This is a genomic window from Streptomyces sp. 142MFCol3.1, from assembly GCF_000424945.1.
GTDB lineage: Bacteria > Actinomycetota > Actinomycetes > Streptomycetales > Streptomycetaceae > Streptomyces > Streptomyces siamensis.
Map to the genome: position 1 here is coordinate 310,757 of NZ_AUKV01000002.1, position 15,665 is coordinate 326,421.

15 protein-coding genes and 1 pseudogene are annotated in these 15,665 nt (G+C 74.0%); 4 read left to right on the forward strand and 12 right to left on the reverse strand.

The window, feature by feature from the left end; genetic code table 11:
* Positions 1–150 precede the first annotated feature (150 nt).
* The 11 genes from H305_RS0103935 to H305_RS0103985 all read right to left on the reverse strand — a co-directional run bounded on the left by H305_RS0103935 (position 151) and on the right by H305_RS0103985 (position 11,174).
* Complete coding sequence (locus H305_RS0103935; RefSeq protein ID WP_028799267.1) at positions 151–1,380, reverse strand: cytochrome P450; 1,230 nt, start codon at positions 1,378–1,380, stop codon at positions 151–153.
* Positions 1,381–1,438: 58 nt separating this feature from the next.
* Entirely contained in the window at positions 1,439–2,830 is a 1,392-nt protein-coding gene (locus H305_RS0103940) for an NAD(P)/FAD-dependent oxidoreductase (protein WP_028799268.1), read from the reverse strand.
* Complete coding sequence (locus H305_RS0103945) at positions 2,820–3,074, reverse strand: ferredoxin (protein ID WP_028799269.1); 255 nt, start codon at positions 3,072–3,074, stop codon at positions 2,820–2,822. The genes H305_RS0103940 and H305_RS0103945 overlap by 11 nt, the downstream gene beginning before the upstream one ends.
* 162 nt (positions 3,075–3,236) lie before the next feature.
* Positions 3,237–3,950, reverse strand: a complete 714-nt coding sequence (locus tag H305_RS44380; protein WP_037762278.1) for a hypothetical protein — start codon at positions 3,948–3,950, stop codon at positions 3,237–3,239.
* 139 nt (positions 3,951–4,089) lie between these two features.
* A complete protein-coding gene (locus H305_RS50090) occupies positions 4,090–4,245 on the reverse strand; it encodes a hypothetical protein (RefSeq protein ID WP_199791331.1) in 156 nt (51 codons plus the stop codon).
* 175 nt (positions 4,246–4,420) lie between these two features.
* A complete protein-coding gene (locus H305_RS0103960; RefSeq protein ID WP_051370364.1) occupies positions 4,421–5,680 on the reverse strand; it encodes a hypothetical protein in 1,260 nt (419 codons plus the stop codon).
* A 50-nt stretch (positions 5,681–5,730) separates the two neighbouring features.
* On the reverse strand, positions 5,731–7,062 hold the full coding sequence (locus tag H305_RS0103965) for a bifunctional glycosyltransferase family 2/GtrA family protein (RefSeq protein ID WP_078628862.1): 1,332 nt from the start codon (positions 7,060–7,062) through the stop codon (positions 5,731–5,733).
* A gap of 200 nt (positions 7,063–7,262) precedes the next feature.
* Positions 7,263–7,802, reverse strand: coding sequence for a hypothetical protein (locus tag H305_RS44385; RefSeq protein ID WP_051370352.1), 540 nt, complete (start codon positions 7,800–7,802; stop codon positions 7,263–7,265).
* Positions 7,803–7,813: 11 nt separating this feature from the next.
* A complete protein-coding gene (locus H305_RS0103975) occupies positions 7,814–8,320 on the reverse strand; it encodes a SigE family RNA polymerase sigma factor (protein ID WP_028799272.1) in 507 nt (168 codons plus the stop codon).
* Between the two features lie 273 nt (positions 8,321–8,593).
* Positions 8,594–9,049, reverse strand: coding sequence for a (2Fe-2S)-binding protein (locus H305_RS0103980; protein ID WP_028799273.1), 456 nt, complete (start codon positions 9,047–9,049; stop codon positions 8,594–8,596).
* A 10-nt stretch (positions 9,050–9,059) separates the two neighbouring features.
* Positions 9,060–11,174, reverse strand: a complete 2,115-nt coding sequence (locus H305_RS0103985; protein ID WP_028799274.1) for a xanthine dehydrogenase family protein molybdopterin-binding subunit — start codon at positions 11,172–11,174, stop codon at positions 9,060–9,062.
* Between the two features lie 348 nt (positions 11,175–11,522).
* On the opposite strand from H305_RS0103985, the gene H305_RS0103990 reads away from it, so the two are divergent.
* A complete protein-coding gene (locus H305_RS0103990) occupies positions 11,523–11,918 on the forward strand; it encodes a TOBE domain-containing protein (RefSeq protein ID WP_028799275.1) in 396 nt (131 codons plus the stop codon).
* A gap of 49 nt (positions 11,919–11,967) precedes the next feature.
* Here the strand turns inward: H305_RS0103990 and H305_RS44390 are convergent.
* A pseudogene (locus H305_RS44390) lies at positions 11,968–12,357 on the reverse strand (hypothetical protein).
* A 244-nt stretch (positions 12,358–12,601) separates the two neighbouring features.
* Between H305_RS44390 and modA the strand changes: the two are divergent.
* Genes modA through H305_RS44395 form a run of 3 tightly spaced genes read left to right on the forward strand, consistent with a single transcriptional unit; the run spans position 12,602 to position 15,632 of the window.
* Entirely contained in the window at positions 12,602–13,438 is an 837-nt protein-coding gene (modA, locus tag H305_RS0104000; protein WP_028799276.1) for a molybdate ABC transporter substrate-binding protein, read from the forward strand.
* The gene (locus H305_RS0104005) at positions 13,435–14,313 is read left to right on the forward strand and encodes an ABC transporter permease (RefSeq protein WP_028799277.1); all 879 of its coding nucleotides are present in this window, start codon (positions 13,435–13,437) and stop codon (positions 14,311–14,313) included. The genes modA and H305_RS0104005 overlap by 4 nt, the downstream gene beginning before the upstream one ends.
* Positions 14,310–15,632 (forward strand): ABC transporter ATP-binding protein, encoded by a 1,323-nt coding sequence (locus H305_RS44395; RefSeq protein WP_234020610.1) that lies wholly within the window; start codon positions 14,310–14,312, stop codon positions 15,630–15,632. The genes H305_RS0104005 and H305_RS44395 overlap by 4 nt, the downstream gene beginning before the upstream one ends.
* Positions 15,633–15,665 lie beyond the last annotated feature (33 nt).

Consider the following 15,665-nt stretch of genomic DNA (forward strand, 5'->3'; position numbering starts at 1 on the left):
GGTCACGCACCGGCCGCCGGCACAGCGCGAGCCGCCCGGTGTCACACCGGGCGCCGCTCCCCGGCCGGTGCCGCGGGCCGGTGTCGCAGCGCGCGCCATGTCCCGGCCTGGGCCGCGGTGCGAACCGGCGGGGTGGCGCGGGCGGCGGTGTCAGCGCAGGGCGTCGAAGGTGATCTCGAGGTGGCGCGGGCCGCGCAGGACCGCGTTCGGGCGGTAGGGCGGCGGGTCCTCGACGAGACGCGGGTTGTCGAGCCGGCGGGCCAGTTCGGCCAGGGCGATCTGGGCCTCCAGGCGGGCCAGCGGCGCGCCGAAGCAGCTGTGGATCCCGCTGCCGAAGCCCAGGTGCTGGATGTCCTCGCGGTCCGGGTCGAAGCGGTCGGGCTCGTGGAACCGCTCCGGGTCCCGGTTGCCCGCGGCGAGGACGAGCCAGATGCGTGAACCCTTCGGGATGGTGACCCCGCGCAGCTCGATGTCCGCGATGCAGGTGCGCTGCGGCACGAGCTGCACCGGCGGTTCGTAGCGCAGGAGTTCCTCGACGATCTTCACGGACAGGCCCGGGTCGTCGCGCAGCCGGCGGAGGTACTCCGGGTGGCGCAGCAGGGTGAGCATGCCGTTGGTGATCAGATTGACGGTCGTCTCGTGACCGGCGATGAGCAGCAGCACCGCGGTGCTGAGCACTTCCATCGTGGTCATGGCGCCGTCCGGACCGTGAGTGTTCACCAGGTCGGACAGCATGTCCTCGCGCGGTTCCCTGGCGCGCTGCTCCACCAGCCCGTTCAGGTACATGCCGAGCTGGAGCCGGGCCTCCTGCGCGGTCTTCATGGACTCGGCGCTCGTACGGGTGTCGGGGTCCAGGCCCGCCACGATCGGGTCCACCCACGACCGGAAGCGGGGTTCGTCCTCGCGCGGCACGCCGAGGAGCCGGCAGATCACGGTCACCGGGAAGGGGTACGCGAACTGGTCGACCACGTCGATCTTCCGCGCGTCCCCGAACGCGTCGATCAGGTCGGTGACGATCTGGGCGAGTTCACCTCGCATGGAGTCGATGCGGGTGGGCCGGTGCGGGGGGCCGAAGGAGCTGTTGGCGATCCGCCGCAGCCGGTCGTGCTCCGGCGGGTCGAGCCGGATGAAGCTCGGCGGCAGCCCCGTCGCCTCCGGCCCGGACAGCTCGTCCTCGCTCGCGACGGCGAGGTTGGTGAAGTCGGAGCTGATCCGCGGGTCGTGGAGCAGGCTCTCGATGTCCCAGTACGAGCTGATGAGGTACGGACCGCCCTCCTCCTCGTGCAGCACCGGGGTCTTGCGGAGCTCCTCGTACAGCGGATACGGGTTGGCGCGGTTCGCGTAGTCGGTGATCTGGCGCAGGAGCGGGGCTTGCGACATGAGTGGTCCTCGGGGGCGTGCGGGTCCGTGGGGACGTGGAGCGGGGGCGGGACTCCGGTCAGTGGCGGGCCGGGGTGAAGACCAGCTGCCGGTCGGACGGCGAGTAACCGCTGAGGGTCACGGTCGGGCCGTGCGTCGGCAGGGACGGGTCGGGGAACGCGGCGTCGACCGGCTGCCGGCCCTCGGGACGGCGGTCGACGGTCGCGAACTCCACGGGGAACGGCGCGCCCCGCTCGATCTGCCGCTCGTAGAACTCCAGCCACCGCGCGTTGTCGAAGCTGACGGCGGCGATGATGCGTCCCTGATAGCCGTAGACCCCGACGAACCTGCGCTCGGCCAGCGAGCCCTGCGTGATCATGATCTGCTCGCCCATCGGCGGGACACCGACCGACTTGATGTTCACCCCGAACTGCGAGGACCAGAAGGCGGGCACCCACAGGTGCGGACGCCGCTCGGCGCTGGAACTGATCATGTTGTGCGCGGCGATCTCGGCCTGGGCCACGGCGTTGCCCCAGTGCTCCAGCGAGAGGAACTGGTAGCCGAACAGCGCGTGCGGGGACCGGGCGACGTCGCCGGCGACGAAGATGTCGTCGGTGACGATGCCCCGGAAGTCGAAGGCGCGGCAGCCCGCGTCGCAGGCGATGCCCCGGGGACCCGCGCCGAGCCCCGACCCGGTCAGCCACTCGGTGTTGCGCATCGAGCCGAGCGAGACGACCACGAGGTCCGTCTCGACGACGCTCTCGTCGGAGAGGTGTGCGGCCTTCACCCGGCCCACCGAGTCGCTCTCGAGTCCGGTGACCATGACGCCGGTGCGCAGGTCGACGCCGTTCTCGTGGTACAGCTCCGCGGACACCGAGCCGATCACCCCGCCGAGGGCGCCGACCAGGGGCGCGCCCGCGCGTTCGGCGACGGTGACCGCGAGGCCCATCTCCCGGCAGGCCGAGGCGATCTCCGACCCGGCGAACCCGGCGCCGATGATGAGGACACGGCGCGGGCCGGCCTTGAGCCGCCGGTACAGGGCGGCGGCGTCGTCCCGGGTGCGGAGCAGGAGGACGCCGTCCAGGTCCGCCTCCGACTCCTTCGGCCAGGGCCGGGCGCGGACGCCGGTCGCGATGAGCAGCCGGTCGTACTCGACCTCGTCCCCGTCCGCGAGCCGTACCCGCTTGGCGCTCATGTCGAGACCGGTCGCGGCGACACCGAGGCGCCACTTCGCGTCGATCTCCCGGCACCGCGGCAGGTCGGTGTGCAGGGCGGACGCCTTGCCGAGCAGGACGGCCTTCGACAACGGCGGCCGGTCGTACGGTTCGTAGGGCTCGTCGCCGATCATGGTGAGGGAACCGGTGAAGCCCTCGGCGCGCAGGGTCTCCGCGGCCCGCAGGCCCGCGAGCGAGGCGCCCACGATCACGATCCGGCCCTCGCGCCTGAACCAGTCCAGATAGTCAGTGGGCATCGGACGACTCCCGGGCGGCCTCGTCGGATCCGGCGTGGGTGGCGCCCGTGCCGTGCAGGCCGTCGGCCGTGATCGCCTGGACGGGGCAGGCGGCGACGGCGCGCGCCAGTTTCTCGCGCTGTTCCTCCTCGGCCCGCGGGTTGTAGACCAGCGCCTCCTCGCCGTGCATGGCGAAGACGTCCGGCGCGAGGAACGCGCACTGCGCGTATCCCTGACATTTGTTGAGATCGACGACAAGCCTCATCGACGCTTCGACCTTTCGACGGCAGGGTCCGTTGCGCACCGCCTGTTCGGCGTTCGCCCGGGGACGGGGTCCCGGTCATCTCCCGCAAGTCAGCATGGGAGCCGGGCGGGTCCCGCGCCCGCCGGGAGTGGCCGATCGGGTGAGGTCACCGGGCCCGGAGCGTCAGTCCGCCGCGGGGATGCGTGCGCTGCCGCCCGCCACCACGAAGATGTAGGCGCCGATGATCAACGACCAGGCGGGGAAGACCAGTTCGGCCCAGGGGACGTTCGACGAGACGAACAGCAGCGTCAGGGTGGTGAGGAAGCCGAGCACGGTGAGCCAGCGAGGCAGGACGCCGAGGCGGTGCCCGATCACCGACAGGGAGCAGGTGAAGACCGCCGCCATCCGCATGGCGTACCCGATCATCAGGGTGTAGGCGAAGTGACGGCCGAAGTCCCAGGTGGGCAGCGAGGGGGTGGGGCCGGCGGGGTGTGCGGTGGACAGCACGGCCCCGGCCGCCGCGGCGGCACCGAACATGGTGGCGGTGAAGACCAGCCCGCTGCCGAGGAGGACGGTGGCGAGGAACCTGTCCTCGCCCTCCCCGACATGGGCCCGTACGGCGCCGACGAACCAGAGGAAGAAGATGCCCGCGAACGGCACGAGGGCGAGGGCCGTCCGCACGGCGGTGCGCCGCGCCGGGTCGCTGAACCCCTGGGGGCTGACCGCGTCGGCGCCCTCGGGAATCCCCAGCCGGATCAGCACGATGGCCGCGGCGAGCAGCAGCGCGAACACGATCCCGGCGAGCCCGGCCGCCCTCGGGGTCCGGAGCCCGGCCGCCCGCGAGGTCTGAGGGGTCCGCCCCGACGGCGACCGTCGCCCCGGGCCCGTTGTCTGCATGCGCCGCTCGCCTCCTCCGATCCGGTCCCCGGCACCAAGCAAGCCTCTCCCGGACGGCGGCGCCACCGGGAGACGGCCGAACGGCACAGGCACCCCGGGCCCGGCGTGCCGCGCGCGGCTCCGGCCAGCGCCGCGGGGTTCAGGCCCCGCCCGGCCGCCGGACGGGGAAGCCGTGCGTCCGGGCGCCGGCCGCGACGGGCAACACCGGCACGAGGAGCGCGAGGACGCTCCACGGGAAGGACCCGGCGCCGCGCAGATCGAGCAGCAGCCCGCCCACGGCCCCGCCGGCGGCCATGAACGAGTTCCTGGGTGACCAGCAGGGCCTGCCCCGGTCACCCCCGGCGTCGGTCACCGCGGTCCGCAGGAGGGTGGCGACGCCGAGATCCTGCCCTGCCTCGGGCGGCCCCGGACGATCGAGATACCCGGGGCGCCCCGGAGACGATCGAGGACACCCCACGCCCGAACCCGGCTCACGGGACGCCGAGTTCGAACAGGACGTATCCCGCGTACGACCCCGACGCCACCGCGGCGATGCCGAGCAGCGTGATCTGGAGGGGCAGCGCGAGGCGGCGCAGGTGGAGGGCCAGCGGGATGAACAGCGGGAAGGCCGGCAGCAGATAGCGGGAGATGTTGCCGAATATCTGCTGGCTGCCCAGGACGAGGGCGACGGTCAGGACGGTGTGGACGACCAGGACCACCGGGGGACGCAGCCGGATCAGGAGCGGGATCAGCAGCAGGGCCGCCAGGACGACGGCGACACCGATGACGTCCTCGAAGGGGAACGCGAAGAGGTAGTCGAAGTGGCCCACCGCGACGGAGCCGAACACGTCGAGGCTGTGCCGGCCGTAGTCGAAGGTGTGGGCCCAGGCACCGGTCTGGAGCTTGAAGTAGCCGCCCCAGTCGCCCATTCGGTGACCCACCCAGGCCAGATAGCCGGCGAGACCGAGCGGGGCGACGGCGATGGCGGCGACCGGACGCGCGACACCGTCCTGGCGGCGCACGAGCGCGAGCAGCGCGGCCACGGTGAGGGCGGCGATCAGCGCGGTCGCGGTGGGACGGGTGAGCCCGGCGGCACAGGTGAGGAACCCGGCGGTGAGCCAGCGGCGGCTCATGACGGCATGACAGGCCCAGGCGGCGAGGGCGACGTACAGGGACTCCGAGTAGCCCGACCACTCCGTGCCCGAACCCGGCCAGACGGCCCACAGTCCGGCCGCGGCGAGCCCGGCACGGGGTCCGCCGATCCGGGCGGTGACCGCGTGGATGCCGAGCGCGGCGACGAACGAGGTGACGACCGACACCAGCATCCCGGCGCCGTACAGGCCGAGGCCCGTGCACTCGGAGACGAGCCGCATCAGGGCCGGGTAGAGCGGGAAGAACGCGGCCGAGTTGCCTTCGAGGGTGATCAGTCCCCTGGCTCCGGGGACGGGGACGAGCGCCGGGTCGTACCCGTGCGCGGCGATCTGCTGGTACCACCAGCCGTCCCAGCTGGCCAGCACGTCCCAGGGGTGGGCGCCGCCGCCGAAACGAGGGTCCTTGGTCCGGTAGTCGCCCGCGGAGTGCAGCAGGTACATGAAGACGGAGAAGCCGGCGAGCTTCAGCGTCCCGTACAGGGCCAGCACGGGACCGTACCGGCCGGCCGTACGGCGGACGAGCGGGCTCCACCGCTCGGTCCGCGGCCGTCGTGGTGCCGGCTCGTACGCGGGTACGGCCTCGGCGGCGCCCGCGGTCACGGGGTGCGGGCGTCCGCCGGTGACGGGCGGGGCCGTCCGCGTGGTGCGGTTCACGAGCCCTCGGCTCCCGTCCGGTCTCGGCGGGACCTGACGGGGAACACCCAGGCCCTGAAGAGCAGGAAACGCAGGAGCGTCGCGGCCAGGTTGGCGGCGACCAGCACGACGATCTCGGTCATGTGCGCGGCCCCGGGCGCCAGTCGGTGCAGGGCGGCCAGCGAGCCCGCGGTGAGGGCCAGGCCCACCAGGAACACCAGGAGTCCCTTGGCCTGATGGCGGACGGCGCCGCCCCGGCCGCGCAGCCCGAAGGTGAGCCGCCGGTTGGCGGCCGTGTTCGCCATCGCGCAGACCAGCAGCGCCAGCGCGTTGGCCGCCTGCGCCCCGGCCGCCGGGCGCACCAGCGTGTACAGCAGCACGTAACCGGCGGTGCTCACCGCGCCCACGGCGGCGAAGCGCGCCAACTGGCCCGCCAGCGCGCCCCGTGCTCCCCCGTCGGGGCCGCGGCGCAGCCCGGACGTGGGCAGTGTGCCGCGGGCCAGTGCCCGGCCGATCCGCGCGATGCCGCGCAGGTCGGCCAGCGCCGTGGAGAGGATGTCGACCCGGCTGTCGGGGTCGTCCACCCAGTCGACGGGCACTTCGTGGATGCGCAGCCCGGCCCGCTCGGCGATCACCAGCAGCTCGGTGTCGAAGAACCAGCCCGAGTCCTCCACCAGGGGCAGCAGCCGCACGGCGACGTCACGCCGCACCGCCTTGAAACCGCACTGCGCGTCGGAGAAGCCGACGGCGAGGGTGGAGCGCAGCAGGACGTTGTAGCAGCGGGAGATGACCTCGCGCTTGGGTCCGCGCACCACCCGCGAACCGCGGGCCAGGCGGGTGCCGATGGCGATGTCGGAGTGCCCGGAGATCAGCGGGGCCACCAGCGGCAGCAGCGCCGACAGATCGGTGGACAGGTCCACGTCGAGATAGGCGAGCACCGGGGCGGGCGAACGCGACCACGCGGTGTGCAGCGCCCGGCCCCGGCCCTTCTCCGCCAGCCGCAGCCACTCCGCCTCGGGCAGCTCGGCGGCCAGCCGGGCCGCGATCCGCGGGGTCGCGTCGGTGCTGGCGTTGTCGGCGACGGTGATCCGGAACGGGTACGGGAACGTCTCGCGCAGATGGGCGTGCAGCCGCCGCACGCTCGGCTCCAGGTCCTTCTCCTCGTTGAACACGGGGACGACGACGTCGAGGACGGGTTCCCGGTGGTGCGCGGGCACCGGAGTCCGCAGCGGCAGCCCGTCCGTGGGGCGGCGGTCCGCGGGACACCGGTCCGTGGGACGGGCGTCCCGGTCGCGGCGGTCCGTGACACCGTGGTCCGGGTGCCGCCGGTCCCCGGAGGGACGGCTCATGAGGGGGTCCGTCAAGGCGGTCGTCCCTGCTTTTGTCACGATCGATCCGTATCTGTCTTCTGTCGCGGAGCGTGCCGAGGTCGTCGACGGCGCAGCCGCGATCACGGAAGGGGGCCGGTCAGAGGTCGGGGCCCGAAGGCGGGCCGGAGTCCGGGAGCCGGCGGGCCGGGGCCGGCGGTCACGGGCGGAGGTGCCGGCCGCTAGCCGGGGTCGGCCGAGCCTTCGAGCGCCGAGGACTCGACGGTCGAAGGTGTGGTCGTCGGACTGGCCGGCGGGCTCGGCCGGTTCGTGGCCGAGGGCGGTGGCGTGACGGCCCTGGTCGTGGTCGTCGTCGGGTCCGGGGTCACCGTGGCCGAACCGTCGGTCGTGGTCGCCGACGGGGGCGGTCCGGAGGTCTCCTCGTCGGGCCCCGCGGTGTTCGTCGCGGTCGAGGAGGGGGTCTCGCTCGGCGACACGTCCGGCGTCGGCGACGGGGTCGTGTACGACGGGTACGACGGACTCGTCACGGGCCGGGGGACGGGGCCCTGCGGCTGGTCCCGGACGGGGTCGCGGGGCAGCAGGAACAGGCCGATGCCCAGACCTGCGACCGCCAGGACGGACCCCACCGCCCTGCGGGCCGTGCGTGCACGGCGGCGGGCCCGGACACCGTCCCGCAGTCGGACCTGGTGCTGCGACTCGAAGGGGGCGTGCTCCTGGGAGTCACGCATCATGCGCGCGAGCTCCCGCTCGAAGTGATCCATCGGACTCCCCTTCACCCCACCGGCTCGATGACATCGGCCAGGAGCCGGCGCAGCCGCGCCACACCCCGTGACGCATGGGACCGGGCCGTGCCCACCGGGCACCCGAGCGCCTCCGCGACCTGCTTCTCGGGCAGGTCCTGGTAGTAACGCAGCACCACCGCGGCGCGCTGCCGCGGCGGCAGCTGCGCCAGCGCCGCCTCCAGCCGCGACCGCTCCACCACGGAGGCGGACACGTCACCGTCCTCGGCCAGTTCGGGGACCCGCGCGACGGGGTTCTCGCCCCACCAGCGGCGGCGGGCCGAGCGGGCCGCCGCGCGTGCCAGGACCGTGCGGACGTACGCCTCCGGGGCCTCTTCGGCGATCTTGGGCCAGACGAACCAGAGTTTGACGAGGGCTTCCTGGAGCAGGTCCTCGGCCCGGTGCCGGTCACCTCCGACGAGCAGCCGCGCGAGATGGAACAACGCCGACCAGCGGGCTGCCACGAACCCGTCGAACCCGTCGGCCCGGGCCTGCTCCATCCGCATCGTCCCCCGCTCACGCCAGCTCCCCCGCCAGGGATCCAGCTCCCTGCACCAGGGATAAAGACACTGACCCCCGCCCCGCGATGCACTCCTTCGCTGTGATCCGGGTCACGCGGGTGACGGGGCGGGCCGGGGCCCGGGGCGTACCTGAACGGGGGTGCGGGCACGGAGTATTGGGGTGTGCGGGGGCCGCGGAACAGGAGTGCGGGGGCCGCAATACGGGATGGCTTGTGCCGCGACACAGGGGTGTGCGGGCCGCGGACCAGGACGCTAGGAAGCCGGGCCGACGCTCTTGATCGCCTCGCGGATACGGCAGTACGTGCCGCAGCGGCAGACGTTCTCGATCCGGTCGATGTCGGCGTCCGTCGGGCTGGACGTCCGCTTCAGCAGGGCCACCGCGGCCATGATCTGCCCGGGCTGGCAGAAGCCGCACTGCGCGACGTCGTGGTCGATCCAGGCCTGCTGGACCGGGTGGAGCGTGTCGCCGTCGGCCAGCCCCTCGATCGTGGTGACCTCACTGCCCCGGCAGTCCGCGACCGGGACGACACAGGGCTGGATCTCGGCGCCGTCGAGGTGGCTGGTGCAGGCTCGGCAGACCCCGACCCCGCAGCCGTACTTGGGCCCGGTGACGTGCAGCAGGTCGCGCAGCACCCACAGCAGCGGCATGTCGGCCGGTGCCTCGACGGTGACCGGTTTCCCGTTGAGGACGAAGGAGTAGGAGGGCATCGGCACCGTCTCAGAAGGTGAGGGGGAAGCGGCGGGGGCGGGTGCCCGTCGCGCGGGCGTAGGCGTTGGCCACGGCACCCGCCGCGGCCGGGACGCCGAGTTCACCGGCGCCGCCGGGGGCGCCGGTGGAGGGCATGATGTGCGCCTCGAAGCGCAGCGGGGCGTGCCGCTGGCGGGCGTAGTGGAAGTCGGCGAAGCTGCCCTCGCGGACGGCGCCCCGGTCGATGTGCAGTCCGGCCCGCAGCACCGTGGAGATCCCGTCGACGGCGGTGCCCATGAGCTGGGCCTCAAGTCCGCGCGGATTGACGGCCGTTCCGACGTCGGCGGCCATCACCACGTGGGTCACCCGCGGTTCGTCCGGGTCGGTGGCGTCGATCTCCGCCAGGCAGGCCACACAGGAGCCGTACTCCTCGTGCACGGCCACGCCCTGGGCCCTGCCCCGGGGCAGGGCGCGGCCCCAGTGACCGGCGCTCGCGACCTTGTCGAGGACGGTCCGGACCGCCTTGCTCCTGAGCGTCCTGCGCCGGAACGCGACCGCGTCCTCGCCCAGGCTCGTGGCGATCTCGTCGACGACGATCTCCTCCGCGGTGCGCATCGTCCCGGAGTCCACCGACCGCCAGGCGCCCAGCGGCATCGCGAGTTCGACGGAGCCGGAGTCCTCGTCGACGCGGCCGAAGTTGTACAGGCCGCTGTCGCTGGGCAGCGGGCCGGCCTTCGGCGTCCGCCCGCCGCGGGAGGCGGCGCGCACCGCGCCGGACCGCCCGCCCCGCGCCGCGAAGCCGGACTCCTCGAACACCTCGCTCACCGACGCCGTCGCGTGGGTGAACGCGACCACCCGGCCGCCGGCGTGACTGGCCCGGATGCGGTGGTGGCTGGCCGGGCGCATCCGGCCGTGCCGGATGTCGTCGTCGCGGCTCCACATCAGTTTCACCGGCCGGCCGGCTGCCTTGGAGACGAGGGCCGCCTCCACGGCAGCGTCGTGGTTCAGGCGCCGTCCGAACGAGCCTCCGCCCCGCATCACATGGACCCTGACCTTCGATCCCGGAAGCCCGACGGCGGAGGCGATCGTGTCGCGCGCGTCCGCCGGCGTCTGCGAGGAGAACCAGATCTCGGCACGGTCCGCGCGCACGTCCGCGACCGCGGTCAGCACCTCCATCGGGGCGTGGGAGACGAAAGCGAACTCGAACTCGCCCGTCACCTGGCGGGTTCCGAGCAGCGGCGTGCCGAGCGGGGGGACGGCCGCACGGAGCCGGGCTCGGACGGCGTCGTCGGACAGGGCGGCGAGCGGGCCCGGCGCCCAGGTGATGCGCAGCGCGTCCCTGGCCCGGAACGCGTGGTGGAAGGTGTCGGCCACGACGGCGACACCGCCCGCGGCCCGGACGACCGCGTGGACGCCCGGCATCGCGCGGGCCGCCCGGCCGTCGACGGAGACGAGCTTCCCGCCGAGGGTCGGCGGCCGGGCCACCACGGTCGGCTTCGCCCCGGCCACCGTCAGGTCCCCGGCGTACGTCGCCTTTCCGGTGACGATGTCCCGCGCGTCGACACGGGTGGTCGGCCGCCCGATCACCCGGTGCCGGGACGCCGGTTTCGGCTCGGCCGGCACGGCGGGCCGGTGGATCGCCGCGGCGGCCGCCGTCAGGGACCCGAAGGTGGCGGTACGTCCGTCGGGGGCGACGACCATGGTGTCGCGGGTGCGCAGCAGGCGCGGCGCAAGGTGCCATCGCCGGGCGGCGGCCGTCACCAGCTTGGCGCGGGCGGTGGCGGCCAGGGCGCGGGCGGGGTCGTACAGCGAAGAGACGGAGTTCGAGCCGCCGGTGTACTGGTTGCCTTCCTTGCGGGCCTCGGCGAGCGGGATGTCGACGTCGGCGAGCCGGGCGTCCAGCTCCTCGGCGATCATCATGGCGACGGCGGTGGTGATGCCCTGGCCGACCTCGACGCGCGGCAGCCGTACGACGACCCTGTTGGCCGCGGTGACCTCCAGGACGAGCATCTCCTCGTCGGTGCCGGTCACCAGCACGTCGGACCCCGTGCCCGCTCCGGAGGGTTCGGCGCCCTGCGCCGAGGAGGCGTCGCAGCCGAGCGGCGCCGCGACGGTCAAGGTGGACGCCGCCAGCGAGTAGACCATGAACTTCCGGCGGGACAGCGGACGGGCCAACTGACGCTCCTTCTCCGGGCATCCGGCTCCGCACGACCGAAGGTCCACGGCCGGGATGCGCACGACGGGCACGCGTACGACTGGTAGGAGGCGCGAGCCGGGCGAGAGGTTGCGTCCGGCGGCCCCCGGGTCGGGCCGCCGCGCACGCCGTCCACCGTCCACCGGGCCGGGCCGCCGCGCCCCACCGTCCGCTCTCCGCCGCCCGCGCGCCGGCACCGGACGTAGGCGTGCGCTCCGGGGCCGGCACAGCCTGCGACCGCCCTCACCGAGACCGCACGGCGGCGTCCGACCGTGGGAGCGGCGGATATCTTGGCGCGCATGCAGTCCTACACCATCGGCCAGGCAGCCCGGCTCCTCGGCGTCAGCCCCGACACCGCCCGGCGATGGGCGGACGCCGGGCGCGTGCCCACCCACCGGGACGAGGGCGGGCGGCGGCTCATCGACGGGCGGGACCTGGCCGCCTTCTCGGTCGAACTCGCGCGGACCGGCGGCGAGGACGGGACCGCCTCCCACACCTCGGTCCGCAACGCCTTCCCGGGCATCGTCACCGCCGTCAAGCTCGGCGACGTCGCGGCCCAGGTCGAGATCCAGGCGGGCCCGCACCGGCTGGTCTCCCTGCTGACCAGGGAGGCCGTGGAGGAACTCGGCCTGGAGGTAGGCGTGGAGGCCACCGCACGGGTCAAGTCGACCAACGTGCACGTCGACCGCACGTGAGGCGCCGCCGGCCCCGCGGCGACGGGAGACGGGAGCCAAGAGCCGGGAGCTACGCCCAGGACGGGTGACGCCCGGCCGCGCGGATCGCGTCGATGCCGCTGACGTGCCGTGCGCCGCAGCGATCCTGCGGCAGCACCGGCCGGGGACCGGCCCGGTCGAGCGGGGTGTCCTCGATGCCGACCGCGAGCAGCACGGGCGCGCGCGACGTCGGGGTCGATCTCGGCCCACGTGGGCAGGGCGTGACGGCCGTCCGCCCTGTCACCGCGATGAGGAGGCGCAGCCGGTCCTTGCGGCGGGCCGGGCCGACGCCTGGCCCGGCGTAGCGCAGGACGTCATGCGGCAGGGGCCCGCGAAGCGGTGATGCCGCACACCACTGGTGGCGCACTCGAAGCTGACGCCGGCCCGGTGCTGCGGGCAGGCCGGGCACCGTCGGCCGCACGAGCCGGGCGAGATCTCCGGTCGGGGACGGCTCCGCCAGGGGGGAGCGGGTGGCCGGGTCGCGGACCGGCTCACCGGGACCACCTCCCGGAGGACCGCAGCCGACAGGAGGATCCGCACAAACGCACATGCGTACATCCCATCGCCGATCACATCGCTCATGCGATGCGACAGGAGCTTTCCGACTGGCATCTGCGCACGTATGATCTGCCTATGCCTGCCTGAGGCCACGAGGGAGTAGAACCGTGACGACCCGAACCGCGCGTCGGACCCACCGCACCCGACCCCGGCAGGTCGCGGCCTTCGGTGCCGCCGCGCTGCTGGCCCTGAGCGCCTGCTCCTCCTCCGGCGACTCCGGCTCGGACTCCACGAAGTCCGACGCGTCCGCGTCGTCCTCCCCGAAGCTCTCCGGCACGGTCACCGTCTTCGCCGCCGCCTCCCTCAAGGAGAGCTTCACGGCCCTGGGCGAGGAGTTCGAGAAGCAGCACCCGGGCACGAAGGTGACCTTCAGCTTCGGCGGCAGCGACACGCTCGCCGCGAGCATCACGGGCGGCGCCCCGGCGGACGTCTTCGCCGCCGCAAGCCCGAAGACCATGGCGATCGTGACGGACAAGGGCGACGCGGCCGGCACCCCGTCCACCTTCGTGCGCAACCGGCTGGAGATCGCCACACCGCCCGGCAACCCGGACAAGGTCGCCTCCCTGAAGGACCTCACCAAGGCCGGCCTCAAGGTGGTCCTGTGCGACAAGACGGTGCCGTGCGGGGCCGCCGCGCAGAAGGCGCTGGACGCCGGCGGCCTCACACTCGCCCCGGTCTCGTACGAGCAGGACGTCAAGAGCGCCCTGACGAAGGTCGAGCTGAAGGAGGCCGACGCGGCCGTCGTCTACAAGACCGATGTGAAGGCGGCGGGTGACAAGGTGGAGGGCGTGGGGTTCCCCGAGTCGGCCGAGGCCGTCAACGACTACCCGATCACCCTGCTCAAGGACGCGCCCAACGCGGCCGCGGCCAAGGCGTTCATCGGGCTCGTGCAGTCCGCCGAGGGCCAGAAGGTGCTGACCGCCGCCGGGTTCCTCCAGCCGTGACGCAGCCGGGCAAGGCCGATGCCGGGGCCGACGTGCTCGCGGGTGGCGACATCAGCGGGGACGGGCCGCAAAGGCGCGCCGGGGCCGGCCCGAGGCGCGGTGCCCCGCTCCCCCTGCTGCTGCCGGCCCTCGTCGGCCTCGCCTTCCTGCTGCTCCCGCTGGTCGCCCTGCTCGTCAGGGCCCCCTGGAGCAGCCTGCCGGAGCAGTTGACCAGCCCGGAGGTCTGGCAGGCGCTCCAGCTGTCGCTGATCACCGCCACCGCGGCCACCGCGGTGAGCCTGGTCCTCGGTGTGCCGCTCGCCTGGCTGCTGGCCCGCACCGAATTCCCGGGGCGCGGGTTCGTACGGGCGCTGGTGACCCTGCCGCTCGTCCTGCCCCCCGTGGTGGGCGGTGTGGCGCTGTTGCTGGCCCTCGGGCGCAACGGCGTCGTCGGACAGTGGCTGGAGTCGGCCTTCGGCATCACGCTGCCCTTCACGACGGCCGGTGTCGTCGTCGCGGAGGCGTTCGTGGCGATGCCGTTCCTCGTCATCAGCGTGGAGGGCACGCTGCGGGCGGCCGATCACCGTTACGAGGAGGCAGCCATGACGCTGGGCGCCTCCCGTCTCACCGCCTTCCGCCGGGTCACGCTGCCGCTGATCGCGCCCGGGGTCGCGGCGGGCTCCGTACTGGCCTGGGCCCGGGCACTCGGCGAGTTCGGCGCGACGATCACCTTCGCGGGCAACTTCCCCGGCCGTACGCAGACCATGCCGCTGGCCGTGTACCTGGCGCTGCAGAGCGATCCGGCAGCCGCGATCGCGCTGAGCCTGGTCCTGCTCGCGGTGTCCATCACGGTCCTCGCCGGGCTCCGGGACCGCTGGATGACGGCGGCGTCATGACGGACCGGACGACGGATGACGGCGCCGTGACGGACACACCGCCTGCCGCGGGCGAGGAGGGCCCCGGCTCTGGCAAGGGGCACGCCCCGGGCTCCGGCCCCAGCAAGGGGTACGCCACCGGCTCCGACCGCTACCCCGGCTCCGGCTCCGACCCCGACCCCGACCCCGACCCCGGCTCCGGCTCCGGCTCCGACCCCGGCTCCGGCTCCGGCTCCGGCTCCGGCTCCGGCTCCGGCTCCGGCTCCGACCCCGGCTCCGGCTCCGGCTCCGGCTCCGGCAAGGGCCTCGACGCCCGGCTCGTCGTGCACCGCGGCTCCTTCCACCTCGACGTGGCGCTCACCGCCGCCCCCGGAGACGTCGTCGCGCTCCTCGGGCCGAACGGCGCCGGCAAGACCACGGCACTGCGCGCGCTGGCCGGCCTCACACCGCTGTCCGACGGGGGACGGCTGCGGCTCGACGGTGCCGCGCTGGACCGTACGCCGACCGAATCCCGACCGGTGGGCGTCGTCTTCCAGGACTATCTGCTCTTCCCGCACCTGTCCGCGCTCGACAACGTGGCCTTCGGGCCCCGCTGTCAGGGCGTGCCGAAGGCGGAGGCGCGGGCGCGGGCCGCCGCCTGGCTGGACCGCATGGGCCTGGCCGACCACGCCGGGGCCAAGCCGCGCCGCCTGTCCGGCGGTCAGGCCCAGCGCGTCGCCCTGGCCCGTGCGCTGGCCACCCGCCCCCGGCTGCTCCTGCTGGACGAGCCGCTCGCCGCGCTCGACGCCCGTACGCGGCTGGAGGTGCGCGCCCAGCTCCGCCGTCACCTGGCCGACTTCGAGGCCGTCGCCGTCCTGGTCACCCACGACCCGCTGGACGCGATGGTGCTGGCCGACCGGCTCGTCGTCGTCGAGCACGGCCGGGTGGTCCAGGAGGGGACACCGTCCGACATCGCCCGTCACCCACGCACCGACTACATCGCCCAGTTGGTCGGCCTCAACCTCTACCGCGGGCAGGCCGAGGGCCACACCGTCCGGCTCGACACGGGCCCGGAGATCACCACGACCGAGGACCTCGGCGGACCGGTGTTCGTGGCCTTCCCGCCGAGCGCCGTCACCCTGCACCGCGACCGCCCCACCGGCTCGAGCGCCCGCAATCTGTGGCAGTGCCGTGTCGGCGGGCTGGAGACGCACGGCGACCAGATCCGCGCCGGCCTCACCGGCGAACTCCCGCTCGCCGCCGACCTGACGACGGTCGCCGCCGCGGAACTCGACCTCCGTCCCGGTGCGCCGGTCTGGGCGACGGTGAAGGCCGCGCAGACGCACGCGTATCCGGCGTAGCCGGCCACCTGGGCGCACGGGGACCCGCACCGG